We start from the raw sequence: 26439 nt of genomic DNA, 5'->3' as shown, positions 1-26439 counted from the left end.
ACCAGCCTTTTCGATCCCAGGGTTTCGCCGATGACCTACGTCGTGACCGAGAGTTGTATCAAGTGCAAGTACATGGATTGCGTCGAGGTTTGCCCCGTCGACTGCTTCTATGTCGGCGAGAACATGCTGGTGATCAATCCGGACGAATGCATCGACTGCGGCGTCTGCGAGCCGGAATGCCCGGCTGAGGCGATCCTGCCCGACACCGACAACCGGGCCGAGCAGTGGGTCGAGATGAACCGGGACTATGCCGCCAAGTGGCCCAACATCACGCGCAAGGGCGATGCCCCGGCCGATGCCGATGCCTGGAAGGGCGTCGAGAACAAGTTCAAAGAGCATTTCGACCCGAACCCGGGCAGCGGCAATAAATAATCCGGGCCGGACTCCGATCCGCGCTGCATCGCGGAAAAGCCCGGTTTTTCCGCATCTGCCGACAGCCGAGACCCATCATGGGGCCGCATCTTCGCTGTCATTAGCCCTTAACCTGTGGTATTATCGTAACCGAACAATAACCACGCCCGCCGAACATAGGTGGACGGACGGACGGCTTCCGGACTGCATGGATTCCTAGGGTGTGAGTGACATCCTGCAGCTTTGAGTTGCGTTCGCGTGATGGGTTTCGACCAATGCCATCTCTTTGCAGGGTCCTCGCGGGCCTGGATGGCATTCTATTCGGTTGGCGCCTGACGCGGGTTTGGATTGTTGGACGAGATCGAGCGAGGGTGGTTCAGTGACGAAAGCCCCAGTGAAAAAGAGCAAGGCCCCCGCCAAGGCGGTGCCTGCAAAGGCCGCCAAACCGGCGCCGGCCCGTGCGGCCAGCACCAAGAAGCCGGCGACCAAGCAGTCGGCCAAGGCCCCGGCCAAGCCCGCCGCCAAGGCCAAGGTTGCGCCCAAGCCGCCGGTGAAGGCCGCCGCCAAGCCGGCGCCCAAGCCCGTGCCGAAGGCTGCCGCGAAGCCCGCCCTCAAGGCGGCTGCACCGAAATCCGTCGCCCCGGCCAAGCCGGCCGCGAAAGCTGCGCCCGCTCCGGCGCCGAAGAAACCCGAGACCAAGCCGGCCGCCAAGGCCGCCCCCGCTGCTGCGCCCGGCAAGGCTGCAACGGCCAAGGGCGGCAAGGCTGCCGCTGCCGTAGCGCCTGCCCCCGTCAAGCCCACCGGCCCCGTCCGCGTGCTGGCGGTATCGGCCGCGCCGACCCGCCCGCTGCCGCAGCCGGTGCGTCCGGCCAGCGCCGAGCCGAAGCAGCCGCCGCAGCCCAACAAGATGATGCAACTGAAACCTGTTCCGACCAAGGTGAAGGTCGATTTCGCCGCCGGCGATCATGTGGTCTATCCGACCCATGGCGTTGGCAAGATTTTGCGTATCGAGCGCCAGATGATTGCCGGCTTCGAGCTGGATTTGATGGTGGTGGAATTCGAACGCGACAAGATGACCGTGCGCGTGCCGCTTTCGAAGGTGAACTCCGTTGGCATCCGCAAGCTCAGCTCGCCGCAGAAGATGCGCACCGCGCTGGACACCCTGAAGGGTCGCGCCCGCGTCAAGCGCGCCATGTGGAGCCGCCGCGCCCAGGAATACGAGGCCAAGATCAATTCCGGCGACCCGGTCTCGATCGCCGAAGTGGTGCGCGACCTGCACCGCAATGCCGGCCAGCCCGACCAGAGCTATTCCGAGCGGCAGATCTATGAATCCGCCATGGACCGTCTGATCCGCGAACTGGCCGCCGTCGAACGGATCGACGAGGATTCGGCCGTGAAGAAGCTGGAAAAGATTCTGAAGGTGGCCTGACGGCGCCCTCTGACCGAGGCGCGAAAAGGTCACACCGCTTTTCGCCTCTGTGTTGATGTTTTGACTTCGCTTTAGCGGACGGGTCCGGTAGCCTCGGTTGCCGGACCCGTTTTTCATTGGCCGATTCGTTATCGACTTGTCCGCGCCGCATCTGACTGCTCCCACCGCCCCGGTTGCTGCTCCGGCAGCCTCCCCTGCGCCTGCCGCAGCACCATCTGCCGCAGCTCCGGCGGCCGAAGTCTTCTCCGTGCTGGGCCAGGCGCATCGCGTCTGGGCCGTGGCCGCCATCCATGCCGAAGCCGCCCGCCTGCGCGAAGCCCATGACGAGCTGGCCGCCCGCCTGCTGCCCGGCGACCGCCTGGTCTATCTGGGCAACATGATCGGCCATGGCGCCGCCGTGGTCGAAACCATGGACGAGCTGCTGAGCTTCCGCCGCGACTTCCTCTGCATGCCCGGCGCCATTCCCGAAGACATCGCGTATTTACGCGGCGCGCAGGAAGAGATGTGGCGCAAGCTGTTGCAGATCCAGTTCGCCCCCGGCCCGGGCGAAGTGTTTGGCTGGATGCTGCGCCACGGCCTGGAGCCGGTGCTGCGCGGCTATGGCGTCGATCCCAAACAGGTGCCTGGCATCCTGCGCGAAGGCGCGCTGGGCATCAGCCGCTGGACCAACTCCTTACGCGCCGCGATCCGCCGGCATCCGGGCCATGACGAGCTGTTCAGCAGTTTCCGCCGCGCCGCCTATACCCGGGGCGGCGAGCTGCTGTTCGTGCATGCCGGCATCGATCCCGCCGTGCCGCTGTCGGCGCAATCGGATCACCTGTGGTGGGGCTCGCCGGTCTTTCGCGGCTTAAGCCAGCCCTATGCCGGGTTCCGCCGCGTGGTCAGCGGCGGCAATCCGCGCGGCGAAGGCGCCCATCTGGATGCTTTCACCTGCTGTCTCGACGGCGGCGCCGGCTTCGGCGGTCCGCTCAATGTCGCCTGCTTCTCGCTGGATGGCGCCATCGTCGAGAGTTTCGCCATCTGAACTTTTCTTCACGCCGGTTTAACCTGCTGACGGTTGCGCCGGAGCAGCGCGTCGCTACCATGCCGGCCATGTCCCTGCCCGCCATGGAGCAGCTGGTCGATCTGATGCTTGCCGACCGGCAACCCGATCTCAAAGCCTATTTCGACGCCCATGGGGCGCGCCTGGAACATCTGATCTGGTCCCCAACCACAGCGGTTACCGAAAGCGCACCTATGCGCTTTATAATCGACTACTGGGAGCGGATGCAGAAAGACGCCCGGGGCATCCCGCTGGCCAGCGCCGTGTCGCCCTTCGAACTGAAGCCGGCCCTGGGCCATGTGGTGCTGATCGACGTGCTGGACGAGGGCTGGGATGGCCGCTTCCGCGTCTATGGCACCAAGGTGGCCGAAACCTATGGCCGCGACATGACCGGCCGGCTGATTTCCGAGATCGACGGCGGCAATTATGTCTCGGTCTTCTTCCGCGCCCTCTACCGCGCGGCCTGGCTGCGGCGCCTGCCGCTCTATACCCAGCATTTCCCGCCGCCGCATGTGGCGGTGGAATCCTGGCAGCGCGTCGCCCTGCCGCTGGCCGGCCCTGACGGCGCCGTCTGCCGCTTTCTCGCCTGCAATATCGCCGGCCCCTGGCGCCCGCCGGTGCGGCCGGCCGTCAATCCGGCGCCCTGATCCGGTCTTTCGCTGCCGCAGCGTGATCCGTCGGACCCGGCCCTGCGTAGATAAGGCAGACCTGCGAGGCTGCCATGACGCCCGACCGCACCGCCGCCACCCCCGAGGCTTCCGACCGCGCCTTTGTCCGGCGCGCCATGCGCCTGCCGCTGCTGGGCCCGGACGAGGAAGTTGCCCTGGCCCGGCGCTGGCGCGAGCACCAGGACCAGACCGCCATGCACCGGCTGGTCGCCCCGCATATGCGCATGGTGATCGCCACCGCGGTGCGTTTCCGCCATTACGGCCTGCCGGTGAGCGACCTGATCCAGGAAGGCAATCTGGGCCTGATGCAGGCGGCCGCGCGTTTCGAGCCGGGCCGCGAGGTGCGCTTCTCGACCTATGCGGCCTGGTGGATCCGCGCCGCGATCCAGGATTTCGTGCTGCGCAACTGGTCGATCGTGCGCACCGGCACGACCGCGGCGCATAAGTCGCTGTTCTTCAACCTGCGTCGCCTGCGCGCCCGCATCGAGCGCGGCGGCAGCGAGACGCTGACCGCCGAGGGCCGCACGCAACTGGCGCGGCAGCTCAATGTGAACGAGAGCGATGTGCTGCATATGGAAAGCCGGCTGGCGGCCGGCGACCGCTCGCTGAACGCCGTGATCGGCGAGGATGGCGAGAGCAGCTGGCAGGACCTGCTGCCCGACGAACGCCCGGACCCGGAAACCGTGTCGATGACGCAGCATGACAGCGCATTGAAGCGACGCTGGCTCGGCGAGGCGCTGGCGGCGCTGCCCGAGCGCGAGCGCCGCATTCTGCAGGCGCGCTTTTTCACCGACCAGGCCATCACGCTGGAACGCATCGGCGTGCATATGGGTATTTCCAAGGAGCGCGTGCGCCAACTGGAGCACCAGGCGCTGACGCGGCTGCGCCGGCGCCTGAGCGACACACCCGGCCTGCAGGCAGAATTGCGCTAGGGCGGCGTCACTCCACTGTCTTGAAGCGCTCGCCCGGCTTGGGCTGTTCGCCGGGCTGCAGGGCATTCAGCAGCCGCAGCTCTTCCGCCGCATACTGGCCGAGCGGCGCGGTCTTGGCGTAGGTCTCAACCGTATCGCCGCTACCCACCTTCACGACCTTTACACGCACCGGCCTGGTCGCCTTGACCTCGTCATCGCTCAGGTACTTCGTTGTGTTGACGCTGCGGATCACGGTCTGCTCGATTTTCCCAAGTCCGCCAGCGGGCGCAAGAATCACGAAGCGCATAATATTGCCGGTGGGGAATGAGACAGCCACGAAGCGGGCATCGGCAGAGCCGCCGCTTTTCTGCTGGATCCGCGTCGAACCGGTGGCGGCCGGCATGCCGTTCACCTTGATGGCTTCGGCATTGCTCAGACGCAGATTGGGCACCCAGACCCGGGTGAGATAATCGAGCGGATTGCGACCGGCTTGCGCTTTCTGCTTGTCGCCCTCGATATCGAACTGCATCTGGCCACCCGCACCTTTAGCCACCACGGCATTACTGGTGTTGACGATGCGCCAGCCATCGGGGGCAGAGAAGCTGACCCGAAGATCAGGATGGGTGAAGTTGGTGCCGCGCACCACGCCTTCCTTCGGGTCGTCGCCGTAGATCATGCCGTCGATGCGCTCCAGATATTCGTCACGGCGATAGACCGGGCTGTTGGGATATTCCTTCGCCGCCGCCATCGCCTCTTTCACGCGCTGCGGCCCGCCCGGATGCGTGGCGAAGAGATCATTCATGCGATCCTTGCCGGCAGCGCCGGCCTTCTTGCTTTCCAGGTCGCTGTAGTTGCTGAGCGACTGCAGGAAGGCCGCCTGGGCATCAGGCGCATAACCGACGCGCGCCAGCATCTTGACGCCCAGCGTATCGGCCTCCAGCTCGTTCTCGCGACTGAAGCTGGCGAGATAGGCGCCACCACCGACCTGACCGACCTGACCGATCAGGTCGCCCGCGCCGGAACCCAGAAACAGCGAACCGAGGATCGAGGCGCCGGCAACGCCGAGATTGGTAAAGATCGACTTGTCGTAACGTTTTTCCGAATGCTGGGCGATCACATGGCCGATTTCATGGCCGAGCACGCCAGCCGCTTCCGCCTCGCTGTTGGCCAGCGCCAAGGTGCCGCGTGTGATGTAGACATAGCCACCGGGCAACGCAAAGGCGTTGACGACCGGCGAGTTCAGCACAGTGAAGGTGAAGCTGCTGGCCGGCTGGCCCGACTGGCCGGCGATGCGCCCGGCAATGCCGGCGACGTAGGCGCCGATATTGGGATCCTCATAAACGCCGCCGAATTCCTTGAGGATTTTCGGATGCTCTTCCTTGCCCACCTTCCGGGCTTCGTCGGGTGACATGAAGATTTGTGCCGGCGCCGGCGTTGCGGCCAGCAATGCCAAGGTGGTGGCGAGAGCGAAGATGGAATGGCGCATGATTCTGATTCCCTGACAATCTTCAGCGGCCGACAAAGCGCGCAGCACGGCGTTCGACAAAACTGGCAACCCCTTCTTTAACGTCCGCGCTGGCCATCAGGTTGCGTTGCGTCGGGCTGAAATCGGCCACGGCCGCCGCCGGGCCGTCTTCCACCGCCAGGCGCGCATTGCGCAACGTAGCCGAAACCGCGAGCGGCGCCTGGGCGGCGATGCGTTCCGCTACTTTGATCGCTTCCGCCAGCTGGCCGCCCGGCTCGGTGACTTCCTGCACGAAACCGAGCCGCAGCGCCGTCGCCACATCGAATTCATCGCCGGTCAGCAGATAGCGCATGGCATTGCCCCAGCCGGCGCGTTCGACCATGCGGATGGTGGCGCCGCCGGTGGCCATGATACCACGCTTCACTTCCAGCTGGCTGAAGCGGCAGTCGCTGGCGGCCACCACCAGATCGGCGGCCAGCATCAGCTCGATGCCGATTGTATAGGTGATGCCCTGAACAGCAGCCACCACCGGCTTGGTGCGGAAGGGCGCGATGTTGTTGCAGGGATCGATCTGGCCCGGTTCGACCAGCAGGTTCTTCTCGCCCATCAGCGGCGCCACCTTCGGCAGATCGAGCCCGGCGGTGAAATGCGGGCCTTCGGCATAGAGCACGGCGACGCGCGCATCGGCATCGCGCTCGAAAGCGGTGTAGGCCACCGCCAGCTCTTTCAGCATCTTTGGCGTGAAGCCGTTCATCTTGGCCGGCCGGTTCAGGCCGATCAGGAAAATGTCGCCGTCGCGGCGGGTCAGAATCTCCCCGTCAGGATCGGCCGGGGCGGGCGCGGCGGGCGGCATACTCGTCTGGGCACTCATGTCTGGGCTTCCTCAGCGCGGTTGTCCCGAGTTTTTCACAGGCGGCAGGATGGGGGCAAGACGGCCGGGCCGGTGCATTCTATACTGCCGCTTCATGGCAGAAGCTGGGCAGTTTCGAGGGGCGGCCGTGCCGGATTTCACGTTTGAGCTGAAGATTGCCGGTCCCGATGGCGGACTGGTCTGCGGCGTCGACGAAGCCGGCCGCGGCCCTTTGGCCGGGCCCGTGGTGGCCGCCGCCGTGATCCTGGACCGCCGCCGACGGCCCAAGGGTCTCGATGATTCCAAGAAGCTGAGCATCGAAAAGCGCGATCTGCTGTTCGAGCGGCTGATGGAGCATGCCCGCGCCGGCCAGGCGCATATCGGCATCGGCGCGGCATCCGTGGCGGAAATCGGCCGGCTGAATATCTTTCACGCCACCATGCTGGCCATGTGCCGCGCTGTCGCGGCTTTGCGCATCGTTCCGCATCACGCCCTGATCGATGGCAATCACTGTCCGAAGCAGCTCGTCTGTCCCGCCACCGCGGTGGTGGGCGGCGATGCCCTGAGCGTTTCGATCGCCGCCGCCTCGATCATCGCCAAGGTGACGCGCGACCGCGCCATGGCCAAGCTGCACCGGCGCTATCCGCACTATGGCTGGGACCGCAACATGGGCTACGGCACCCCTGCGCACCAAGCCGGACTGAAAATCGCCGGTGTCACAAAACACCACAGACTAGGTTTTGCGCCTGTAAGGGACCAACTGACTCTAGATTTAGTATTAACCAATTAAACACCTAAAGAATCTAATGACTTGCGGGTCTTTCTTGGGGATGATCCGCACATGGCGCCGACGTTCAACGACCCGACCAGCAAGTCCCGCAACAAGCCGGGGCTGCGCAAGGGCCATCTCAGTCTCGTCGGGGCCAACCCGGATGCCGGCCGCACCGCAACCGTGAGCCGGGCCAAGCCGCTGCTGGCCCGGGCGCCGAAGGCCGAACTGGCCCGGGCCCTGCCGCATCCCGACCTGCCGCTGGACAAGATCCTGCTCGGCGAATGCGTGGCGCAGATGAACGCCCTGCCGGCGGAATCGATCGACTGCATCTTCGCCGACCCGCCCTACAATCTGCAGCTCACCGGCGAGCTGCGCCGGCCGAATGACAGCGTGGTCGATGCCGTCGACGACGACTGGGACAAGTTCGCCTCCTTTGCCGAATACGACAAATTCTCGAAAGCCTGGCTGCAGGCCGCCCAGCGCCTGCTGAAGCCGAACGGCACCATCTGGGTGATCGGCAGCTACCACAACATCTTCCGCCTCGGCGCGCAGCTCCAGGACCTGGGCTTCTGGATGCTCAACGACGTGGTGTGGCGCAAGACCAACCCGATGCCGAATTTCCGCGGCAAGCGTTTCACCAATGCGCATGAGACGATGATCTGGTGCTCGAAGGACCAGAATGCGCGCGGCTATACCTTCAACTACGACGCCATGAAGGCGCTGAACGAAGACCTGCAGATGCGCTCGGACTGGCTGATCCCGATCTGCTCGGGCGGCGAACGCCTGCGCGGCGAGAATGGCAGCAAGACCCATCCGACGCAAAAGCCGGAAGCGCTGCTGCATCGCGTGCTGGTCGCCTCCACCAAGCCGGGCGACGTGATCCTCGATCCCTTCTTCGGGTCGGGCACCACCGGTGCCGTGGCCAAGCGGCTCGGCCGGCATTTCATCGGTATCGAGCGCGAAACCGCCTATGCCAAGGCGGCCGAGCGCCGCATCGCCACGGTGCAGCCGGCGGCCGCCGAAGATGTGGAAGTCACGCGTTCGAAGAAAGACGAGCCGCGCATCCCGTTTGGTTGGGTGGTGGAACGCGGCCTGCTGGAACCCGGCACCGTACTGGTCGATCCTTCGCGGCGGTTTTCCGCCAAGGTCCGCGCCGATGGCAGCCTCGCCACCGGCAATGCCAGCGGTTCGATCCACAAGATGGGCGCTCATGTGATGGGCGCCACTGCGTGCAATGGTTGGGTTTTCTGGCATATGCAGGTCGAGGGCAAACTCGTACCGATTGATGTGCTGCGCCAGAAGCTGCGCGCAGAGCTTGTGTGACTTTCGGCCAACCCTCGTCGTTTTCCACAATAATCGATCCACATTCCGGCCACGGCGCTGGCGAGCCCGCTTGAGCGGGTGATACCGTGCCGCCTGCGCGCTTCAGCTTGCGCGGATGGGGTCTAGGGTGGCGGATCAGGAAACAGTTCACGCTGCTTTGCTGCAGCGGCTGATGGAAGACGACGAGTCCCTGCTGGAAAGCCAGGACCCCGGCGTCGAAGCCATGCTGATCGAGCGGCTGTACCAGAACAGCTGGGCCACGCGCTACACGCCGATCCCGCTGCTGTTCGGCGCCTTCGTCATCTACAAGGACTATCTGAGCTGGTGGCATATCACCGGCCTGACCGCGCTGTATCTCGGCACCACTTTCTACATGGACCGCCTGCGCGATGCCTTCGCCGCCAGTCGCGACTCCTTCAACAACAAGACCGACTGGGGTCTGCGCTTTGCCATCGGCTGCAGCTTCACCGGCCTGACCTGGGGCCTGCTGGCCTGGTTCGCCTATCCGCCGGGCGACTTCGCCTTGCAGGCCGCGCTCTCCGTCGCCTGGTCCGGCCTCGCCACCGCCACGCTGAACACCCGCGCGGTGCATCTGCCGTCCTTCTACGCCTTCATGATCGCCATGTCGGCGCCGTTCTTTGCCCGCGGCTTCCTGTTCGGCGAGCCAAGCACGGTGATCATGGCGTTTTTCGGTGTCATCCTGCTGACTGCGATGTGCTTCTGCGCGCAGATCAACAGCAAGCGTGAGCGCATCAGCATGGCGCTGCGGCTGCGCCATGCCGAACTGATCACCGAACTGGATCGCGCGCGCGCCTCTGTGCAGACCAGCTACAGCGACATGGAAAGCCGGTATCGCTGCATGGCTGCCGATTTCGAGGCGATGCAGCGCCTGACCCGCGAGGGTTTCTGGGCCTGGGAGGCCGAAACCGGTCAAGTGGTCTGGTCGGACGAGACCTACCGGCTGCTGGGGCTGGCACCGCAATCCTGTCCGGCCGCCCTGGCCGCCTGGGTCGACCGCGTGCATCCCGATGACCGCGAGGCGGTGCGCAACCACTACCAGCGCCTGCGCCATGGCACGGCCTCGGCCGAGGTGCGCTTCCGCCTGGCCGGCAGCGAGGCCTGGCTGCAGGCGATCGGCGAAGCGGTGCTGAAGGACGATGGCGAGGTGCAGCGCATCCGCGGCATCCTGCGCAGCGAGCCGGAAGCGGCTGGCGCACAGGCCTGATCGACGCCCCATTCAGTCGACGGCGCAGACCTTGAGCAGGACGGCATCGGGACGGCGCTCGCCGATGCCGATGTGTAGTTTTTGCACCAGCCATTGCAGATCGGGCGCCGCGGTCTCGAAGCGCATCGCCGTACGCATGTAATAGGCCGATGGATCGACGGCTTCGCCGCGTGCCAGTTTCGCCATGACGTCGGCCGGGCCGATGCGCAGGCCACGGCTCCAGACCTCGACCTGCGCGCCGCTCGCCAGTTTCAGCATGTAGCGCGCATCCAGATCGGCGAGGCCGTCGGGGCGCAGCACCTGCCAGTCCGCGCCACCGGCCAGCACCTGGCCGGAAATTTTCCCGCTGACCGTGCCGCCGGTGATCGGCACGCAGCGCTTTTCGCCCGCGGCGTCGCGGCCGATGCTCTGCGGCGTTGCGACATGCACTTCCAGATCGAAAACCGGCGTCAGCATCGCTGTCCCCTCATTTCATGCGCGGCAGGATATCGTCGAGCCGGCGGTGCAGATCGGCGATCTGCGCCCTGCCGATCTTCTCGGTCAGCGCCGCCTGCGCCTGCTGCCAGACCGGCAGCGCCTTCTGGAACAGGCGGCGGCCTTCGGGCGTCAGGCGAATCTCGCGGCGCCGCCGGTCATCGGTGGCCGGCCGTTGGGTGATCAGGCCGCGCTGTTCCATCAGGCGCAGGTTGCGCGTCAGCGTGGTGGCATCGGCGTCCAGTTCGGCGGCCAGCGTACCCACCGCGTGACTGCCGTCGCGATAGAGCAGCGCCAGCGTGGCGAATTGCGGCATGGTCAGGTCAAGGCCGGCCAGGTGCTGGCCATAAACCTGCAGGCCCCGGCGTGTCGCCGCATGCAGGCGCAGCACGGTGCAGCCCTCCTCCAGCAACTGGCGGAAGGCGGCCTCGGGCGTGTCGCTGCGCTTGCGGCTCATGCCTTTTCAATACCCCTGCCGGCCGCCTCTTGCAAACCGCCGGTCGGGTTATTACCTGTACTTACATTATATGTATATACAGTTTTCAGGAGAAGGCCATGACACAGGTGGTGATTACCGGGATGGGGCTGGTCACGCCGCTGGGGGCCGGGGTGGAGACCAACTGGGCGCGCCTGACCGCCGGGCAGTCCGGTTTGCGTCGCATCACCGCCTTTGAAACCGGCGATCTGCCGGCGAAGGTCGCCGGTATCGTGCCCGATATCGCCGACGATCCGGCGGGCGGCTTCGATCCTGAAACCGCCGCGCCGGCAAAAGACCGTCGCAAGATGGATCGCTTTATCCATTTCGCCCTGGCCGCCGCCCATGAGGCCGTGACGCAATCCGGTTGGAGGCCGGCCGATGACGCGGCGCGCAGCCGCGCCGGCTGCATCATCGCCACCGGCATCGGCGGCTTTCCTGCCATTGCCGAAGCGACGCGGACGGTGGAGCGCGCCGGGCCGCGCAAACTGTCGCCCTTCGTCATCCCCTCCTTCCTCGGCAACCTGGCGGCCGGCCAGGTTTCGATCCGCTTCGGCCTGCAGGGTCCGCTCGGCTGCCCGGTCACGGCCTGTGCGGCCGGAGCCCAGGCGATCGGCGATGCCGCGCGGCTGATCCGTGCCGGCGATGCCGATGTGATGGTCGCCGGCGGCGCGGAAGCCTGCATCGACCGCGTCAGCTTTGCCGGCTTTGCGGCGGCCCGTGCGCTGGCCACGGCCCATAACGATGAACCGGAAAAGGCCTCGCGGCCCTTCGATGCCGATCGCGACGGCTTCGTCATGGGTGAAGGCGCCGGCATCCTGGTGCTGGAAAGCGAAGACCATGCCCGCGCCCGCGGCGCCACCATTCTCGGCCGTGTGCTCGGTTACGGCACTTCGGCCGATGCGCATCACATCACCGCGCCGCCCGATGACGGCGCCGGCGCGCGCCGCGCCATGCAGATCGCTCTGACACAGGCCGGACTGGAGCCTGCGCAGATCGGCTATATCAATGCCCATGCCACGGCGACGCCGGTGGGCGATGCCGCCGAGATCAGCGCGGTGAAGACGGTGTTCGCTGGCGCGCTGAACGGCCTGTCGATGTCCTCGACCAAATCGGCCATCGGCCATCTGCTCGGCGCCGCCGGCGCGGTGGAAGCCATCTATGCCCTGCTGGCAGTGCGCCACGGCCTGCTGCCGCCGACGCGCAACCTGGAGACGGCGGATGCGGCCTTTGCCGGCATCGATCTGGTGCCGCTGAAAGCCAAGGCAAAAGATATTGCCTATGCGATGTCGAATGCCTTCGGTTTCGGCGGCGTCAATGCCGCTCTGGTTGTCGGACGCTGACGACCCAGGTAGAAAATGGCGCCATCGCCATAAAAATTGGCCAAAATCCGCAACGGATACTGTTATTTGCCGGTCATCCCTCTAATCTCGCGGCGCGCCGCTGTTGCGAGACTGGAGTCATATGTCGGAATCAGAAGTTACGTCTGCAGCTGAATTCAAACGGCTGATCGACGAAACAGACGTTACCCCGAAGCCGGCCGAGCGCGCCCTGGTTGCGTCCGTCATGGCGCAGCGGCTGTTCCGCACCAGCCGCCCGACGCGCTACATGTCTTTCGTGTTCATGGCCGGGATGTTTGCGGCCTTCTGGGACAGCCTGCATGTCTGGGAAATGGCCGTCGCCTTTGCGCTGAATTTTTCCGGCACGCTGTGGTTCGACCATCTGCGGCGCGATTTCGCCGCCCGGCCCAATCCCTTTGCGCAACCCGACCGCTGGACCAGCCGCTTTGCGCTGGCTTCGACAATCACCGGCGCCAGCTGGGGGTTGCTCGGCTGGTTCGCCTATGTGCCGGATGCCTTCGAGACGCAGATTACCCTGGCCTTTGCATTCTGCGGACTGATGACCCTGAGCGTGCTGACCCGCCATACGCATCTGCCGTCCTATTACGCCTTCCTGACCATGACCATCGTGCCGCCCCTGCTGCGTTGCCTGATGGAAGGCAGTGCAGCATCGCTCACCATTGCTTTTTGCGGCGCTGTCTTTGTGCTTTTCACCTCGGTCTGGACCCACAACGCGAATGACAGGGAGCAGCGGGCGGCGATCCTGCATCTGCGCAATGCAGAGCTTCTGAAAGAAGTGGACAAGGCCCGTGCGATGGCGGAAGCCGCCCGCGACGTGGCAGAAGAGAATTACCGCCGCACGCTGGACTCCCTGCAGAACGCCCAGCGCATTGGCAATATCGGCAACTGGGACTGGGACCCGGTCAGCGGCAAGCTGTTCTGGTCCGACCAGTTCTACCGGGTCATCGGACTGTCCCCCGATGCCCTCGCGCCCAGCATCGAGGCTTTCCTGGCACAAATCCATCCGGAAGACCGCGACCGGATGGCGCAAAGCTTAGCCGGCATATATCCCGCTTCTTCGCAAAACACATTCGAGTTCCGCGTCGTGCCGGCGGAAGGCGAAACACGCACCCTTCTCGCCATCATGGAAACGGTTCAGGACGAGTCCGGCAAAGTTGTGAGGATGGCGGGCACCCTGTGCGACGTAACGCAACAGCGCCGATACGAAAACGCGTTGATAACGGCAAAAGCGGAAGCCGAACGCGCCAGCCTGGCGAAGACCAATTTCCTGGGCAACCTGAGCCATGAATTGCGAACCCCGCTGAACGCCGTGATCGGCTTCGCCGAAATGCTGACCCTGCCGCGGACCGGCGGCACCATCACGCACAAGGCAGAGGAATATGCCGGGCTTATTCTGAGGAGCAGCCGCGAACTGCTGGTGCTGATCGACGATCTGCTGGATATCGCGCAGATCGAATCCGGCCAGCTCGAGCTCAAGTCCGAAACCATCGACATGCCGGCCCTGATTGACGCGGTCGTGTCCGATGCGCAGCCTGCCCTGCAGAAGGCCGGGTGCCGTCTGGAAACACGCGTTACCGGACATCGCATCCAGGGCGATACCCGGCGCATCCATCAGATCGTAGCGACACTGCTTGTCGAAGCCATACGCCTGTCGCCACCGGGCAACAGCCTGCAGCTCGGCATGGAGCCCGAGGACACCATGCTGCGACTGACGCTGACCAGCCGGGCCGCACTACCCAACATCACCGAGGACACCAGTCTTCTGCACGGCTTCGAATCCCGCATTGCCTATCATGCCGGGGATCTCGGTCTGCATCTGGCACTGATGAAGGAGCTGGTGCGCCGCCATCGCGGCAATCTGCGCAGCGAAAGCCTTCCCGATGGCAGCACGTCGCTGCATCTGCGCCTGCCCATGGCCGGGCCGGTCTGAAATACAATTGGGCTGAAACAGAATCGCGTTGACAGGTCAGGCCTTGAAATTGACCTTCATGCCGGCTGTCGGCGCCGCGGCATTCTGCAGGTTGGCGATCTCGCGGTTGGCATCGCCGAACATCTTCTGCATCTCGCCGCGATCCTGCGCTTCCAGGAACGGGTTCATGCCGGTGAGCAGCAGACGCTTCATCACCTTCTTGAGCGCACCGTTGATCTCGGCCGCATCGGTTTTCAGCGTGGCCAGGTCTTCATTGCTGATCGCGCCGGTGCTGACGGCCGGGCCGAGGCCCAGCGAGGCCTTGATCTGCGCGGCGGCCGACTGCGCCGCCGTCAGCGGCTTCTGCGGATCGGTCACCGGCGGGGCATTGAGCGTCAGGGCCTGGGGTTTGGGCGGTTGGACGGACCCTGTGCCGCTGGCCCCGGCGCCGGAAAGCGTGCGGCTGATCTCGCGGGCGGCATCGCGGATATCGCGGGCGACGCTGCGCGCCAGGCGTCCGTCGCCCATGGCGGCGGCCGAACCGGCCGCGAGCTGCAGACCGGCCAGACGCACACGGGCCTGATCGAGCTTGCTGCGCGCCAGACTGGCCGCGAGCGTACCGCTGCTGCCTTTGAGGCTGGTCAGCACCTCATCGAGAGTCTGCCCGGCCTGGCTTTTCGTCTGGCCCGTCCTGGCCACGGCCTGGGTCTGGGCTGTCGCCAGCAGGAATTTCGGGGTGCCGTTACCGGCAATATCGCTGACCATTCTGGCCTCAAGCAAAGGGGTGCCGCCGCCCATTTTGGGTTGCGCGGACAGGGTCCTTATACTCCGGTCTCAGCCGGCAGGGGTTAATTCCGGGCCTAAAAAAGCGATTATGCGCTGATATTCACCGTCATGCCGGGAGTGGGGGCCGCCGCCGCCAGCAGGCCACCAACCTCGCGCTCGGCCTCGCGGACCATCCGGTCCATCGCCTCGCGCTCTTTGGGATCGAGCGTATGGAAGCCGGTCTCGCGCAGTTTGCGCATGATTTTCTTCAGCTCCTTGACCAGCCCCGCAGCCTCGCGTTTCAGGCTGGCAAGATCGTCGTCGCCGGCAGCAGGCCGGGCCTCGCCGGCCGGCGCGACGCTGGCGGCCGGCTTCGGCGCATCAGCGGGAGCCCCGGCCCCTGTGGGGGCAGGCGCCGCGGTGCCGGAGGCCGCCGGCATGGCCGCGGCCGTAGTACCGCCCGCCTCGCCGGCGGCCGCCAGCGCGCGGCTGAGTTCGCGGCAGGCATCGCGGATATCCCGCGCCACCTTGCGGGCCAGACGCGCATCGCCGGTGGCGGCGGCCGAGCCGGCAGCCAGCTTCAGCGCTTCCAGTTTGGCTTTCAGCTGTTCGAGCTTGCGGCGCGCGGCTTCCTTGGCGCCCTTGCTCTTGCTGTTTTTCAGATCGTCGATAATCCGGTCGAGCGTCCGCTCGGCGTCGGTTTTCTGGCGCGTGGCATTCAGGCTTGCCAGCGCATCGCGCGCAGCCGCCTGGGCGGTGGGAGGGGGCGCAAGCGCCCCGGCAATATCGGCGACCATTCTGGCCTCCTGTTGCAGGTTGTCGGCGGCACGAGGCTTCTGCCTGCGCCGCGCTTTCATCTTAGCCCCGCATCCTTAACGCGCCATAAAAAAAGACGGCGTGTTCGGGGGAACACGCCGCTGAGTCTGGGGGGAAGGAAAATGAGGAATAACGCGGTAGTCAGACCGGCCGGGGCTCTGCAAACCTGGCCGGACAGAAAATCAGTTCATAACCTTCCAGCTGCCATCGGGCTGGCGGCAGGCGGTGCCGAAGCCCTGCTGCTGCTCGCCACCGACGGTGATGGTCTGCTGGAATTCGCGGCAGTATTCACCGCTCTTGGCCTGGTAGGCCGGCTGCGGCACCACGGTGCCGGCATTGCCGCTGTCAGGGTTGCGCCAGGACACCTGGGTGCCCGACGGCGTGGTCTCAAAAGCGCGCTGGTTGGCGCGTTCCATATAGCCGCGGTCGGCCTTGTCGAGCGATTTGCCGACTTCCGAGCCGAGCAGCGCGCCGATCAGCGTACCGGCAGCGACACCGACCAGCTGGCCGGTGCCCTTGCCGAACTGGGCGCCTGCAACGGCGCCACCGACGCCGCCGAGCACGGTACCGACATTCTGTTTGGGGCCGCTGTCATTGGCGCAGGCGGCCAGCATGCCGACGATACCGACAGCAGCAACCACCGACACGAAGCGGCGAGACCGGCTATGATACGGCGGGCGGAGAGAAATGGCGTTCATGGATCGTGGACCCCTAAGACATGCCCCGATAAGGCCTTTTAGGGCCGGGCACGGGAGAAAATCTGGCCGGGGATTGCGGCGGGATTGCGGCAGGGTTTAGGTATCATTGCGTCAGACTGTTACAGTCGGTGACAGCCGGCCATCGCCAGAGGATTGCAACCGATTATGAATGCCGCCGCAGACCCTTTTGCGCAATTCGCCGCCTGGCTGGCCGAGGCCACCAAGAGCGAGCCGAACGACCCCAATGCCATGGCCCTGGCGACCGCCGATACCGACGGCCTGCCCAATGTGCGCATGGTGCTGCTGAAAGACCATGACGCGCAGGGTTTCGTCTTCTACACCAATTTCGAAAGCCAGAAGGGCACCGAGCTGCTGGCCAACAAACAGGCCGCCGCCGTGTTTCACTGGAAGAGCCTGCGCCGCCAGGTGCGCATCCGCGGCAGCGTGAGTGTGGTGAGCGATGCCGAGGCCGATGCCTATTTCGCCTCGCGCGCCCGCGACAGCCGCATCGGCGCCTGGGCCTCGCAGCAGTCGCGCCCCCTGGAAGGCCGCTTCGCGCTGGAGGCCGCGGTGGCAAAATATGCCGCCAAGCATGCCATCGGCGAGGTGCCACGTCCGCCGCACTGGTCGGGCTTCCGCATTGCGCCGGTCTATATCGAATTCTGGACCGACAAGCCGTTCCGCCTGCATGACCGCCTGGTTTTCCGGCGCAGCAGCGTGGCGGCGCCCTGGACCACCGAGCAGCTCTATCCGTGACGATCGTCGCGCAAAGCCGCGTCGACCGCGCCACCACGGCGCGGCTGATGCGGCGCGCCACCTATGCCTCCGTGCTGGTGGTGACTCTCCTGGTGGCGGCGAAGCTGGCGGCCTGGCTGCAGACGGAATCGGTGGCACTGCTGGCCTCGCTGGTCGACAGCCTGCTCGATGGCGTCGCCTCGCTGATCAACCTGTTCGCGGTGCGTCATGCGCTGACACCGGCCGATGACGAACACCGCTTCGGCCATGGCAAGGCGGAAGCGCTCGCCGGCCTCGGCCAGGGCGCCCTAGTGGCCGGATCGGCGCTGTATCTGTTCATTGCCGGCATCGAGCATCTCGTTACGCCGCAGCCGATCGGCCAGAGCCCGGCCGGCATCGCTGTCATGCTGCTGTCGATTGTGCTGACCGGCGGGCTGATCCTGTATCAGCGCCGTATCGTGAAACAGACCGGCTCGCTGGCGATTGCCGCCGACCGGCTGCATTATGTCGGCGATCTCGCCACCAATCTGACCGTGATCCTGGCGCTGCTGCTGGCCAGCCGGCCGGGTTTTGTCTGGGTCGATGCGGTCGGCGCCCTGATCGTTGCCGTCATCATCGTCAAGAGTGCCATCGACATCGTGCGCGGCGCGCTCGACAACCTGATGGACCGCGAGATGCCGGATGCCGACCGCGACCGCATCCTGGCCGTGGTGCGTGCCCATCCGCAGACCCGTGCCGCCCATGACCTGCGCACGCGGCTGGCCGGCAACCAGGCCTTTATCCAGTTCCATCTGGAACTCGATCCCGACATCACCCTGCGCGCCGCGCACCGGATCTCCGACGAGATCGAGGCGCAGCTGCTGCAGATCTTCCCTGGCGCCGAAGTGATCATCCACCAGGATCCCGCCGGCTATGACGAACCGGTTGCCCCGCATGTTCCACGCTAAAGCCAGCCTCATCGCAACCGCCAGCCTGCTGGTCCTGCTCGCCACGCCGGCCCATGCGGCCGCCGTCGACGGCCGGAGCCTGACCGTCCTCTGGGTGCTGCCCTTTGCCGGCATCCTGCTGTCCATTGCCCTGATGCCGCTGTTCACGCCGAATGTCTGGCATCATCATTTCGGCAAGGTCGCGGCCTTCTGGAGTCTCTGCGTCATCCTCCCCTTCGCGCTGCAGATCGGCACACTGCCAACGGCCCATATGCTGCTGGACGTGGCGCTGCACGAATACATCCCCTTTATCGTTCTGCTGTTCGCACTCTTCACCGTGGCCGGCGGCGTGCGCATCACCGGCAACCTGCATGGTTCGCCCAGCCTGAACACTGCCCTGCTGCTGGTCGGCACCGTGCTGGCCAGCTGGATGGGCACCACCGGCGCCTCCATGCTGATGATCCGCCCGCTGATCCGCGCCAATGACGACCGCCGGCACAATGTGCATGTGGTGGTGTTCTTCATCTTCCTGGTCAGCAATGTGGGCGGCGCGCTTACGCCGCTGGGCGATCCGCCGCTGTTCCTCGGTTTCCTCAAGGGCGTCGATTTCTTCTGGACGACGAAGGCCCTGTTCATGCCGACGATGTTCGTCACCGTATTGCTGCTCGCCGTCTTCTACGCCATCGATAGCCACTATTACCGCAAGGAAGGCATCGTCGCGCCCGATCCGACGCCGGACAGCGCCATCGGCCTGGAGGGCGGCATCAACCTGATCCTGCTCGGCGCCATCATCCTGGCTGTCCTGATGTCCGGCACCTGGACTCCCGGTGTGGAGATCAGCGTCTTCGGCGTTGGCGTGGCCCTGCAGAATCTGGTGCGCGACATCCTGCTGGTCGTCATCTCGCTGCTGTCACTGAAGCTGACGGATACACAGACCCGCAGCGACAACGGCTTCACCTGGGGGCCCATCATCGAAGTGGCCAAGCTGTTTGCCGGCATCTTCATCACCATCATCCCGGCCATCGCCATCCTGCGCGCCGGTCTCGACGGCGCGCTAGGGCCCCTGGTCAGACTTGCCTCCCATGCCGATGGCACGCCGAACAATGCGATGTATTTCTGGCTCGCCGGCGGCCTCTCCAGCTTCCTCGACAATGCGCCGACCTATCTGGTGTTTTTCAACATGGCCGGCGGCGATGCCACGCAGCTGATGGGGCCGCTGGGCACGACGCTGCTGGCGATCTCGGCCGGCGCGGTGTTCATGGGCGCCAACAGCTATATCGGCAACGCCCCCAATTTCATGGTCAAGGCCATCGCCGAGGAGATGAAGGTCAGCATGCCTAGCTTCTTCGGCTATATGGCCTGGAGCTGCGCCATCCTGCTGCCCTGCTTTGCCATCGTGACGCTGATCTGGTTCCGCTGATGCGGGGTCACAGGACTTTCATTGTCGATAAACCCGAGTCGCGGTAGACTGTGACCGATTCGGGCGGCAGTCCGGCCGCCTGATCACGGGTGTTTGTTCAGGAGGACAGAGCCATCGCAACCAGCACGACGCGCAAAAGCGCTGCCGCGACCAAAGGGGCCAAGCCCAGGGCCGCCACCAAGTCCAGCACAACGACGTCCAAGGGCACCGCCGCCGCCAAGAAGCCAGCGGCTGCCAGCAAGACCAAGACCGCGCCTGCGACCAAAACCACATCGGCGACCAAGAAGACCGCGCCGGTTCGCAAGACCGCGATGACCAAGGTCACCGAAGCCGCCGCCAAGGCCGCCGCGAAATCCGCGGCGCCAAAGCCGAAATCCGCGAAAAAGGCCCCGGCGACATCCGGCGCAAAGCCGGCACCCGGCAAGGCCGCCGCCCCGAAAAAAAGCAGCATTCCGCCTGCCGTGCTGAAGCTGCACCAGGCGATCCTGAAATCCCTGGATGACGACAAGGCCGAGGAGATCGTCTCGATCGACCTGACCGGCAAATCCTCGATTGCGGATTTCATGGTGGTCGCCTCCGGCCGCTCCTCCCGCCAGGTCAGCGCCATCGCCGAGCATCTGGTCGAACGCATCAGCCGGGAAACCGGCCGCAAGGTGCGCGCCGAGGGCAAGGCCGTGGGCGACTGGGTGCTGATCGATACCGGCGACATCGTCGTGCATATCTTCCGGCCCGAGGTGCGCAGCTTCTACAATCTGGAAAAGATGTGGGGCGGCGCCACCATCCCCGAGCCGGCGGCAGCCTGACGATCCCACGATGAAGATCACGGTGGCCTGCGTCGGCAAGGCGGGCCGCGCCAAGCATGATGCGGCCCAGACCCTGCTGGAAGGCTATCGCGAGCGCCTGCCCTGGCCGGTCACCATCCGCGAGGTGGAAGACCGCAAACAGGGCGGCAGCGCGCCCGAACGCAAGGCTCGCGAAGCCGCCCTGCTGCTGGCCGCCCTGCCCAAAGGCGCCGTGATCGTAGCCCTGGACGAGCGCGGCAAAAGCCTGACCAGCCGCCATTTCGCCGATATCCTGGCCCAGTGGCGCGACCACGGCGAACAGGAGGTGGCTTTCCTGATCGGCGGCGCCGACGGCCTGGACCCCGCCCTGGTATCCAGGGCGCGGCTGACCCTGTCGCTTTCGGCCATGACTTGGCCGCATTTGCTGGCCAGGGTGATGCTGCTGGAACAGCTCTATCGCGCCTGGAGCCTGCAAACCGGCCATCCTTACCACCGTGATTAAGGAAAGGCCGGCGTGACGGGCGGGCCGGTCTGCGCTATGTAGAACGCAAGCCCCTTACTCAGAAGAATCGCCGATTTTCGCCATGAGCAATACCGCCGAAGCCCGCAAACCCGTTGTCCTCTGCATCCTGGACGGCTGGGGCCTGCGCGATGATCCGGCCGACAACGCTCTGGCCCAGGCCAGCCTGCCCAATTACCGCCGCCTGCTGGAGACCCGCCCCTTTGCCAAGGTGGGCACCTCGGGCCGCGATGTCGGGCTGCCCGACGGCCAGATGGGCAATTCCGAAGTGGGCCACATGAATATCGGCGCCGGGCGCATCGCCGTGCCCGATCTTGGCCGCCTCGACAATGCCGTGGCGGACGGATCGCTGAAAGACAATCCCGCCCTCACCGATCTGATCGCCAAGCTGAAAGCCAGCAAGGGCGCCCTGCATCTGCTCGGCCTGCTGTCGGATGGCGGCGTGCATTCGCATCAGGACCACATGGCGGCCGTGGCGAAGATTTTCGCCCAGGCCGGCGTGCCCGTGAACATCCATATGTTCGCCGATGGCCGCGACACGGCGCCGAAAAGCGCCCTGGGGTTCCTGCAGACCTTCCGCCAGCAGGTCGCCGGCGTCGCGGGCATCTCGTTTGCCACCGTGAGCGGACGCTTCTTCGCCATGGACCGCGACAAGCGCTGGGAGCGTGTCAGCCAGGCCGTCGACGCCATCGTCGATGCAAAGGGCAAGGCGGCCGTCAGCGCCGAAGCCGCCGTCGAGCAGGGCTATGCCGCCGACGAGAATGACGAATTCATCAGCCCCACCGTGCTCGCCGGCTATGCCGGGATGAAAAACGGCGATGGCGTGCTGATGGCGAATTTCCGCGCCGATCGTGCGCGCGAAATCCTCACAGCCTTGCTCGATCCGCATTTCGACGGATTCACGCGCAGCCGCGTGGTGAACACCGCCGGCGCCGTGGGCCTGACCGAATATTCCACGGCACTGAACGCGTTTCTCGCCACGGCCTATGCGCCGATGCGCTATCCCAACGTGCTGGGGGAAATCCTGGCGAATGCCGGCATGACCCAGCTGCGCATCGCTGAGACCGAGAAATACGCCCATGTCACCTTCTTCATGAATGGCGGCGAAGAACAGCCGTTCAAGGGCGAGGACCGCATCCTGGTGCCGTCGCCGAAGGTGAAGACCTACGACCTGCAGCCGGAGATGTCGGCGCCGGAACTGACCGACAAGCTGACCGCCGCCATCACCTCGGGCCAGTACGATCTGGTCATCGTCAACTATGCCAATCCCGACATGGTCGGCCATACCGGTTCAATGCCGGCGGCGATCAAGGCGGCGGAAACCGTCGACACCTGCGTCGGCCGCATCGAAGCGGCGGTGAAGCAGATGGATGGCGTGCTGCTGATCACCGCCGATCACGGCAACCTGGAACAGATGATGGATCGCAACAGCGGCCAGCAGCATACGCAGCACACCACCAATCCGGTGCCGCTGCTGCTCACCGGCGGCGCGCGCACCGATGCTTACGCGCTCTCGGACGGTCGCCTGTGCGACATCGCGCCGACGCTGCTGCATTTCCTCGGCCTGCCGCAGCCCAAAGAGATGACCGGCCGCATCCTCGCCACGCCGACCGCGACCGCAACCAGCCAGAACCCTGCCCGCCGCCTTGCGTAAGCTGCTCCTGTCCCTCGTCGGCCTGGCGCTGCTGGCGCCGGCGGACGGCTTTGCGCAAGCCGCGCCGCAGCAGCAGTTGCAGGATGTGCAGAAGCGCCTGCAGGAAAGCCGCGAACGCGAGCGCGAACTGGGCCAGGAAGCCGCCAAGCTGGCCCAGAAGCAGCGCGATCTGCAAAGAAAGCTCGTCACCGCCGCCCGCAAGCTGCAGACCCAGGAGGACCTGGTGTCGCAGAGCGAAGAAAAACTCGCCCGGCTGCTGTCCGACGAGGAAGCCGCCCGGGACTCGCTGGAGCTTCGCCGCGGCGAATTGGCGCAGACGCTGGCCAGTCTGGCCCATCTGAGCCGTCAGCCGCCCGAGGCCATGGTGCTGGCACCGGGCTCGGCGCTCGACATGGTACGGGCGAGCCAGCTGATGGCCGCCCTGGTGCCGGAGATCGAAAGCCGGGCCACCGGCCTGAAGGACGAACTGACCCGCCTGGCCCGGCTGCGGCAGGGTGTTTCCAGCGAGCAGGAGCGCCTAGGCAAGGCCATCGCCCAGCTGGACCATGAGCGCCGCGACCTGGAATTCCTGCAGGCCGAAACCCATGCCGCCGCCGCACAAACGGCGGAAGAGCGCGATTCCGAGCGTGAAAAGGCCGGCCAGCTGGCCGCCCAGGCCAAGGATCTACGGGCGCTGGTCGACCGCCTGCTGGAACAGGAGCGCCGCGACGCCGAACGGCGCGCCGCCGAGGCCCGGGCCAAGGCCCTGCCGGCACCCAAGGGCGGCGAGCGCGACCCGCCGGAAGCCTATGCCGCTTTAGAAGGCAGTGCCGCCCTGCCGGCCCGCGGGCGGATCGTCGGCCGCTTCGGGCAGGCCGACGAAAACGGCGCACCTCTGCGCGGATTGCGCATCGAAGCCCGCCCCGGCGCCCAGGTGATCGCCCCGGCTGACGGCAAAGTGATGTTCGCCGGACCGTTCCGCGGCTACGGGCAACTCTTGATTATCGCCCATGGCGGCGGATACCATAGCTTATTGGCGGGATTTGGACGGATCGACCGGGCGGTCGGTCAATGGGTTCTCGCCGGAGAACCGGTTGGCCTGCTGAGCAACTCCCCAGGCGAAAAACCTGTCCTATATCTCGAACTGAGGCGCAAGGGTGAAACGGTCAATCCGTTACCCTGGCTGGCCTCGGGCGACAGAAAGGTTAGCGGCTGATGCGCAATTTCCTCCTCGGTGGCGTCTGTGCCTTCGCATTGATGGGTTCTGTCGCGCTGTTCGCAGCCCCCAGCAAGGTCGGCAACCTGCAATCCAACGAAACCTACCGGCAGCTCAATCTGTTCGGCGAGATCTTCGAGCGGGTGCGCAACGACTACTACAAGGAAACCAAGGACGAGGAGCTGATGGAGCACGCCATCAACGGCATGCTCACCTCGCTCGATCCCTATTCGGTCTACATGCCGCCGCGCAGCTTCCAGGAAGCGCGCGTGCAGACCCGCGGTGAGTTCGGCGGTCTGGGCATTGAAGTGACGCAGGAAAGCGGCCTCATCAAGGTGGTGTCGCCGATCGACGAAACGCCGGCGCAGAAGGCCGGCGTGCTGCCGGGCGATCTCATCACCCATCTGGACGGCGATCCGGTGATGGGCAAGTCGCTGCAGGAATCGATCGAGAAGATGCGCGGCAATGCCGGCACCAATATCGTGCTGACCGTGCGGCGCGGCGCCGCCGATGCGGCCAAGACCTTCGACATCAAGATCACCCGCGCCGTCATCAAGACCCGCGTGGTGCGGTCGCGCCGCGAGGGCGAGTTCGCCTACCTGCGCATCTCGTCCTTCAACGAACACACCACCCAGGACCTGACCGCCGCCATCGACAAGCTGAAGAGCGAGATGGGGCCGGAGCTGAAGGGCTATATCGTCGACCTGCGCGACAATCCGGGCGGTCTGCTGGATCAGGCGATTTCGGTATCCGATGCCTTCCTGAACCAGGGCGAGATCGTTTCGACCCGCGCGCTGCGCGCCGCGGCCGATGAAGGCCAGCGCTACAACGCCAAGCGCGGCGACGTCGCCGATGGCAAGCCGATGGCCGTGCTGATCAATGGCGGCTCGGCTTCGGCTTCCGAAATCGTCGCCGGCGCCCTGCAGGATCATCATCGCGCCGTGCTGGTGGGCAACACCACCTTCGGCAAGGGTTTGGTGCAGACCATGATTCCGCTGGGTGAATTCGGCGGCATGAAGCTGACCACCGCAGGCTACTTCACCCCCTCGGGCCGCTCGATCGACAAGGTTGGCATCAGCGCCGATGTGGAAGCCTGGAACGAGCGCGACCGCCAGATCGCCGCGGCGCTGAAAGAGCGTCGCCAGATGACCGGCACGCGCGAGACCGAGGAAGACAAGCCGCAGAACCAGAGCACGCCGGTGCCGACACCGCAGGCCGTGCCGACGCCGGGCCAGGACGGCCCTGACCTGGTGCTGCAGTCCGCCATCGAAGTGCTGCGCGCACCGCCGAAGCCGTCTGCCCGCAAGTGACCTTGCGGCACGGATCAGCAGAAGGCTGAGACACCGCAATGGCCAAACTGCACGCCGATCCTGACGACCGCGCGATGGGCGATGCGCCGCCGCAGAAAGCCGGCCTGTTCGGCCGGCTGTTCGGCCGCAAGAAGACCGCAGCCGTCGAACCGGTGATGGCGGTTGCCGATCATGACGACGCCGACCTGATCCAGACCATCACCGGCGATGACGATGTTCATCCTGTCGAGCCGCCGCGTCGCCGCGGCTTCAAGCATAAGATCACCACGCTGTTCCGCATCATCGGCCTAATCCTGTGGCCGCCCTTCCTGCGCGGCGACTTCGGCACGGTGAATCGTCGCCTGCTGCTCACCGCCTGGACGCTGGTGCTGTTTGCGCTTGCCGCCGCCGGTGGCTGGCTGGTCACCACCAGCGAGAAGCTGGCCTTCCTGCCCGGCTCGGAAGTGACCATCGGCGTCGCCCGCCTGGCCCTGCCGCCCGAAGCCCGGCTGGCGCCCGACCAGAAGAGCAGCGCCGCCGCACCGCCGCCGGCCGTCGGTCGCCTGGCCAGCGGCCTGCTGGTGGCGCCCGATCCGGCACTGACCGAGATGACGCCGCGCGGCCCGATCCCGAAGATCGGCGCCGATGGCCGCCAGCCCTGGAATGCCTATGCGCGGCCCTACGACGAGCCGCCGAACCGGCCGCGGCTGGCCATCGTGCTGCACGAGATGGGCCTGAACGTGCAACTGACGGCGCTGGCCGCCGAACGCCTGCCGCCGGCGATCAGCTTTGCCTTCAATCCTTACGCGCCCGATCTCGCCGCCCAGGTGGAGAAGGCGCGCAGCAGCGGCCATGAAGTGCTGATCGGCCTGCCGATGGAACCGTTCGACTATCCGAGCAGCGACCCGGGCCCCTACACGCTGCTGACCTCGCTGAGCGACCAGGAAAATATCCGCCGCCTCGACTGGGTGCTGGCGCGCGTGCCGGGCTATATCGGCTTCACCAATCTGATGGGCGGCAAATATACCTCCTCGCCCGAGCATATGCGCACCATCGCCGCCCGCCTCAAGGATCGCGGCCTGATGTTCGTCGACACCCGGGTGGCGCCGCGCAGCGTGGCGGCGCGCGTGGTGCGCGAAGGCGGCGGCGTCTATGCCTTCGTCAACCGCCAGATCGACATGCAGCCGACCGCCCCGCTGATCGATGCGCGCCTGGAAGAACTGGAGCGCACCGCACGCGCCAGCGGCGTCGCCATTGGCGCCGCCATGCCCTATCCGGTCAGCCTCGACCGCCTGCTCGCCTGGACGGACAAGCTCGACGCCAAGGGCATCGCGCTCGCCCCCGTCTCCGCCATCGCCAATCGTCAAACCCCCGAGTGAGTCGT

General features: G+C 65.7%; 26 protein-coding genes. 19 read left to right on the top strand and 7 right to left on the bottom strand.

The annotated features are described in order from the left end of the window. The first annotated feature begins 30 nt into the window (after positions 1 to 30). From fdxA to AC1ROB_RS04975, 5 genes are all read left to right on the top strand, one after another. Positions 31 to 372, top strand: coding sequence for a ferredoxin FdxA (gene fdxA, locus AC1ROB_RS04995; protein WP_492973411.1), 342 nt, complete (start codon positions 31 to 33; stop codon positions 370 to 372). A gap of 889 nt (positions 373 to 1261) precedes the next feature. Next, a complete protein-coding gene (locus tag AC1ROB_RS04990; protein ID WP_492973650.1) occupies positions 1262 to 1780 on the top strand; it encodes a CarD family transcriptional regulator in 519 nt (172 codons plus the stop codon). 247 nt (positions 1781 to 2027) lie between these two features. Continuing rightward, positions 2028 to 2804, top strand: a complete 777-nt coding sequence (locus AC1ROB_RS04985) for a hypothetical protein (RefSeq protein WP_492973412.1) — start codon at positions 2028 to 2030, stop codon at positions 2802 to 2804. Between the two features lie 59 nt (positions 2805 to 2863). Further along, on the top strand, positions 2864 to 3469 hold the full coding sequence (locus AC1ROB_RS04980; RefSeq protein ID WP_492973413.1) for a PAS domain-containing protein: 606 nt from the start codon (positions 2864 to 2866) through the stop codon (positions 3467 to 3469). Positions 3470 to 3543: 74 nt separating this feature from the next. After that, the gene (locus tag AC1ROB_RS04975; RefSeq protein WP_492973414.1) at positions 3544 to 4422 is read left to right on the top strand and encodes an RNA polymerase factor sigma-32; all 879 of its coding nucleotides are present in this window, start codon (positions 3544 to 3546) and stop codon (positions 4420 to 4422) included. A 7-nt stretch (positions 4423 to 4429) separates the two neighbouring features. Here the strand turns inward: AC1ROB_RS04975 and AC1ROB_RS04970 are convergent, their stop codons facing one another. After that, positions 4430 to 5887 (bottom strand): M48 family metalloprotease, encoded by a 1458-nt coding sequence (locus tag AC1ROB_RS04970; protein WP_492973415.1) that lies wholly within the window; start codon positions 5885 to 5887, stop codon positions 4430 to 4432. A 22-nt stretch (positions 5888 to 5909) separates the two neighbouring features. Further along, positions 5910 to 6737, bottom strand: a complete 828-nt coding sequence (locus AC1ROB_RS04965; protein ID WP_492973416.1) for a crotonase/enoyl-CoA hydratase family protein — start codon at positions 6735 to 6737, stop codon at positions 5910 to 5912. Positions 6738 to 6864: 127 nt separating this feature from the next. On the opposite strand from AC1ROB_RS04965, the gene rnhB reads away from it, so the two are divergent. From rnhB to AC1ROB_RS04950, 3 genes are all read left to right on the top strand, one after another. Further along, entirely contained in the window at positions 6865 to 7506 is a 642-nt protein-coding gene (gene rnhB / locus AC1ROB_RS04960) for a ribonuclease HII (RefSeq protein WP_492973417.1), read from the top strand. 276 nt (positions 7507 to 7782) lie between these two features. After that, the gene (locus tag AC1ROB_RS04955) at positions 7783 to 8811 is read left to right on the top strand and encodes a site-specific DNA-methyltransferase (protein WP_492973651.1); all 1029 of its coding nucleotides are present in this window, start codon (positions 7783 to 7785) and stop codon (positions 8809 to 8811) included. A gap of 172 nt (positions 8812 to 8983) precedes the next feature. Next, positions 8984 to 10036 (top strand): PAS domain-containing protein, encoded by a 1053-nt coding sequence (locus AC1ROB_RS04950; RefSeq protein ID WP_492999397.1) that lies wholly within the window; start codon positions 8984 to 8986, stop codon positions 10034 to 10036. 12 nt (positions 10037 to 10048) lie between these two features. Here the strand turns inward: AC1ROB_RS04950 and AC1ROB_RS04945 are convergent, their stop codons facing one another. Together AC1ROB_RS04945 and AC1ROB_RS04940 are read right to left on the bottom strand one after the other, a co-directional pair. Then, the gene (locus AC1ROB_RS04945) at positions 10049 to 10492 is read right to left on the bottom strand and encodes a DUF3237 domain-containing protein (protein ID WP_492973419.1); all 444 of its coding nucleotides are present in this window, start codon (positions 10490 to 10492) and stop codon (positions 10049 to 10051) included. Positions 10493 to 10502: 10 nt separating this feature from the next. Next, a complete protein-coding gene (locus AC1ROB_RS04940; protein ID WP_492973420.1) occupies positions 10503 to 10967 on the bottom strand; it encodes a MarR family winged helix-turn-helix transcriptional regulator in 465 nt (154 codons plus the stop codon). A 98-nt stretch (positions 10968 to 11065) separates the two neighbouring features. Between AC1ROB_RS04940 and fabF the strand changes: the two genes are divergently transcribed. After that, a complete protein-coding gene (gene fabF, locus AC1ROB_RS04935; RefSeq protein ID WP_492973421.1) occupies positions 11066 to 12328 on the top strand; it encodes a beta-ketoacyl-ACP synthase II in 1263 nt (420 codons plus the stop codon). Positions 12329 to 12449: 121 nt separating this feature from the next. After that, positions 12450 to 14276 (top strand): PAS domain-containing sensor histidine kinase, encoded by a 1827-nt coding sequence (locus AC1ROB_RS04930; RefSeq protein ID WP_492973422.1) that lies wholly within the window; start codon positions 12450 to 12452, stop codon positions 14274 to 14276. Between the two features lie 36 nt (positions 14277 to 14312). Here AC1ROB_RS04930 and AC1ROB_RS04925 read toward each other — a convergent pair whose 3' ends face one another. From AC1ROB_RS04925 to AC1ROB_RS04915, 3 genes are all read right to left on the bottom strand, one after another. Next, a complete protein-coding gene (locus AC1ROB_RS04925) occupies positions 14313 to 15020 on the bottom strand; it encodes a hypothetical protein (protein WP_492973423.1) in 708 nt (235 codons plus the stop codon). Between the two features lie 107 nt (positions 15021 to 15127). Beyond that, positions 15128 to 15817 carry a DUF4175 family protein gene (locus AC1ROB_RS04920; protein ID WP_492973424.1) on the bottom strand — a complete coding sequence of 230 codons (690 nt, stop codon included), beginning with the start codon at positions 15815 to 15817 and terminating at the stop codon, positions 15128 to 15130. Between the two features lie 201 nt (positions 15818 to 16018). Further along, on the bottom strand, positions 16019 to 16534 hold the full coding sequence (locus AC1ROB_RS04915; protein ID WP_492973425.1) for an RT0821/Lpp0805 family surface protein: 516 nt from the start codon (positions 16532 to 16534) through the stop codon (positions 16019 to 16021). A 165-nt stretch (positions 16535 to 16699) separates the two neighbouring features. Here AC1ROB_RS04915 and pdxH point away from each other — a divergent pair, with 165 nt between their 5' ends. The 9 genes from pdxH (at position 16700) to AC1ROB_RS04870 (ending at position 26434) form a co-directional block, all read left to right on the top strand. After that, positions 16700 to 17290, top strand: a complete 591-nt coding sequence (gene pdxH, locus AC1ROB_RS04910) for a pyridoxamine 5'-phosphate oxidase (RefSeq protein ID WP_492973426.1) — start codon at positions 16700 to 16702, stop codon at positions 17288 to 17290. Continuing rightward, positions 17287 to 18216 carry a cation diffusion facilitator family transporter gene (locus AC1ROB_RS04905; RefSeq protein ID WP_492973427.1) on the top strand — a complete coding sequence of 310 codons (930 nt, stop codon included), beginning with the start codon at positions 17287 to 17289 and terminating at the stop codon, positions 18214 to 18216. The genes pdxH and AC1ROB_RS04905 overlap by 4 nt, the downstream gene beginning before the upstream one ends. Next, complete coding sequence (locus AC1ROB_RS04900; protein WP_492973428.1) at positions 18203 to 19615, top strand: sodium:proton antiporter; 1413 nt, start codon at positions 18203 to 18205, stop codon at positions 19613 to 19615. The genes AC1ROB_RS04905 and AC1ROB_RS04900 overlap by 14 nt, the downstream gene beginning before the upstream one ends. 89 nt (positions 19616 to 19704) lie before the next feature. Beyond that, complete coding sequence (gene rsfS / locus AC1ROB_RS04895) at positions 19705 to 20418, top strand: ribosome silencing factor (RefSeq protein WP_492973429.1); 714 nt, start codon at positions 19705 to 19707, stop codon at positions 20416 to 20418. Positions 20419 to 20428: 10 nt separating this feature from the next. Continuing rightward, the gene (locus AC1ROB_RS04890; protein ID WP_492973430.1) at positions 20429 to 20899 is read left to right on the top strand and encodes a 23S rRNA (pseudouridine(1915)-N(3))-methyltransferase RlmH; all 471 of its coding nucleotides are present in this window, start codon (positions 20429 to 20431) and stop codon (positions 20897 to 20899) included. 82 nt (positions 20900 to 20981) lie between these two features. Then, positions 20982 to 22571, top strand: a complete 1590-nt coding sequence (gpmI, locus tag AC1ROB_RS04885; protein ID WP_492973431.1) for a 2,3-bisphosphoglycerate-independent phosphoglycerate mutase — start codon at positions 20982 to 20984, stop codon at positions 22569 to 22571. After that, positions 22564 to 23766 carry a murein hydrolase activator EnvC family protein gene (locus AC1ROB_RS04880; RefSeq protein WP_492973432.1) on the top strand — a complete coding sequence of 401 codons (1203 nt, stop codon included), beginning with the start codon at positions 22564 to 22566 and terminating at the stop codon, positions 23764 to 23766. Before gpmI ends, AC1ROB_RS04880 begins: the two co-directional genes overlap by 8 nt. Further along, entirely contained in the window at positions 23766 to 25076 is a 1311-nt protein-coding gene (locus tag AC1ROB_RS04875) for a S41 family peptidase (protein WP_492973433.1), read from the top strand. Before AC1ROB_RS04880 ends, AC1ROB_RS04875 begins: the two co-directional genes overlap by 1 nt. A 38-nt stretch (positions 25077 to 25114) precedes the next feature. Beyond that, the gene (locus tag AC1ROB_RS04870) at positions 25115 to 26434 is read left to right on the top strand and encodes a divergent polysaccharide deacetylase family protein (RefSeq protein ID WP_492973434.1); all 1320 of its coding nucleotides are present in this window, start codon (positions 25115 to 25117) and stop codon (positions 26432 to 26434) included. The last annotated feature ends 5 nt before the right edge of the window (positions 26435 to 26439 follow it).

The organism is Ferrovibrio sp. GW821-FHT12F09 (assembly GCF_058806775.1).
This window is presented reverse-complemented; position numbering and strand designations above follow the sequence as displayed.

Coding starts and splice junctions, on each gene's coding strand:
- fdxA (WP_492973411.1), top strand. CDS start 31: ATGACCTACGTCGTGACCGAGAGTTGTATCAAGTGCAAGTACATGGAT.
- AC1ROB_RS04990 (WP_492973650.1), top strand. CDS start 1,262: ATGCAACTGAAACCTGTTCCGACCAAGGTGAAGGTCGATTTCGCCGCC.
- AC1ROB_RS04980 (WP_492973413.1), top strand. CDS start 2,864: ATGCCGGCCATGTCCCTGCCCGCCATGGAGCAGCTGGTCGATCTGATG.
- AC1ROB_RS04975 (WP_492973414.1), top strand. CDS start 3,544: ATGACGCCCGACCGCACCGCCGCCACCCCCGAGGCTTCCGACCGCGCC.
- AC1ROB_RS04970 (WP_492973415.1), bottom strand. CDS start 5,887: ATGCGCCATTCCATCTTCGCTCTCGCCACCACCTTGGCATTGCTGGCC.
- AC1ROB_RS04965 (WP_492973416.1), bottom strand. CDS start 6,737: ATGAGTGCCCAGACGAGTATGCCGCCCGCCGCGCCCGCCCCGGCCGAT.
- AC1ROB_RS04955 (WP_492973651.1), top strand. CDS start 7,783: ATGAACGCCCTGCCGGCGGAATCGATCGACTGCATCTTCGCCGACCCG.
- AC1ROB_RS04950 (WP_492999397.1), top strand. CDS start 8,984: ATGGAAGACGACGAGTCCCTGCTGGAAAGCCAGGACCCCGGCGTCGAA.
- AC1ROB_RS04945 (WP_492973419.1), bottom strand. CDS start 10,492: ATGCTGACGCCGGTTTTCGATCTGGAAGTGCATGTCGCAACGCCGCAG.
- AC1ROB_RS04940 (WP_492973420.1), bottom strand. CDS start 10,967: ATGAGCCGCAAGCGCAGCGACACGCCCGAGGCCGCCTTCCGCCAGTTG.
- fabF (WP_492973421.1), top strand. CDS start 11,066: ATGACACAGGTGGTGATTACCGGGATGGGGCTGGTCACGCCGCTGGGG.
- AC1ROB_RS04930 (WP_492973422.1), top strand. CDS start 12,450: ATGTCGGAATCAGAAGTTACGTCTGCAGCTGAATTCAAACGGCTGATC.
- AC1ROB_RS04925 (WP_492973423.1), bottom strand. CDS start 15,020: ATGGTCAGCGATATTGCCGGTAACGGCACCCCGAAATTCCTGCTGGCG.
- AC1ROB_RS04920 (WP_492973424.1), bottom strand. CDS start 15,817: ATGGTCGCCGATATTGCCGGGGCGCTTGCGCCCCCTCCCACCGCCCAG.
- AC1ROB_RS04915 (WP_492973425.1), bottom strand. CDS start 16,534: ATGAACGCCATTTCTCTCCGCCCGCCGTATCATAGCCGGTCTCGCCGC.
- pdxH (WP_492973426.1), top strand. CDS start 16,700: ATGAATGCCGCCGCAGACCCTTTTGCGCAATTCGCCGCCTGGCTGGCC.
- AC1ROB_RS04900 (WP_492973428.1), top strand. CDS start 18,203: ATGTTCCACGCTAAAGCCAGCCTCATCGCAACCGCCAGCCTGCTGGTC.
- AC1ROB_RS04890 (WP_492973430.1), top strand. CDS start 20,429: ATGAAGATCACGGTGGCCTGCGTCGGCAAGGCGGGCCGCGCCAAGCAT.
- gpmI (WP_492973431.1), top strand. CDS start 20,982: ATGAGCAATACCGCCGAAGCCCGCAAACCCGTTGTCCTCTGCATCCTG.
- AC1ROB_RS04875 (WP_492973433.1), top strand. CDS start 23,766: ATGCGCAATTTCCTCCTCGGTGGCGTCTGTGCCTTCGCATTGATGGGT.
- AC1ROB_RS04870 (WP_492973434.1), top strand. CDS start 25,115: ATGGCCAAACTGCACGCCGATCCTGACGACCGCGCGATGGGCGATGCG.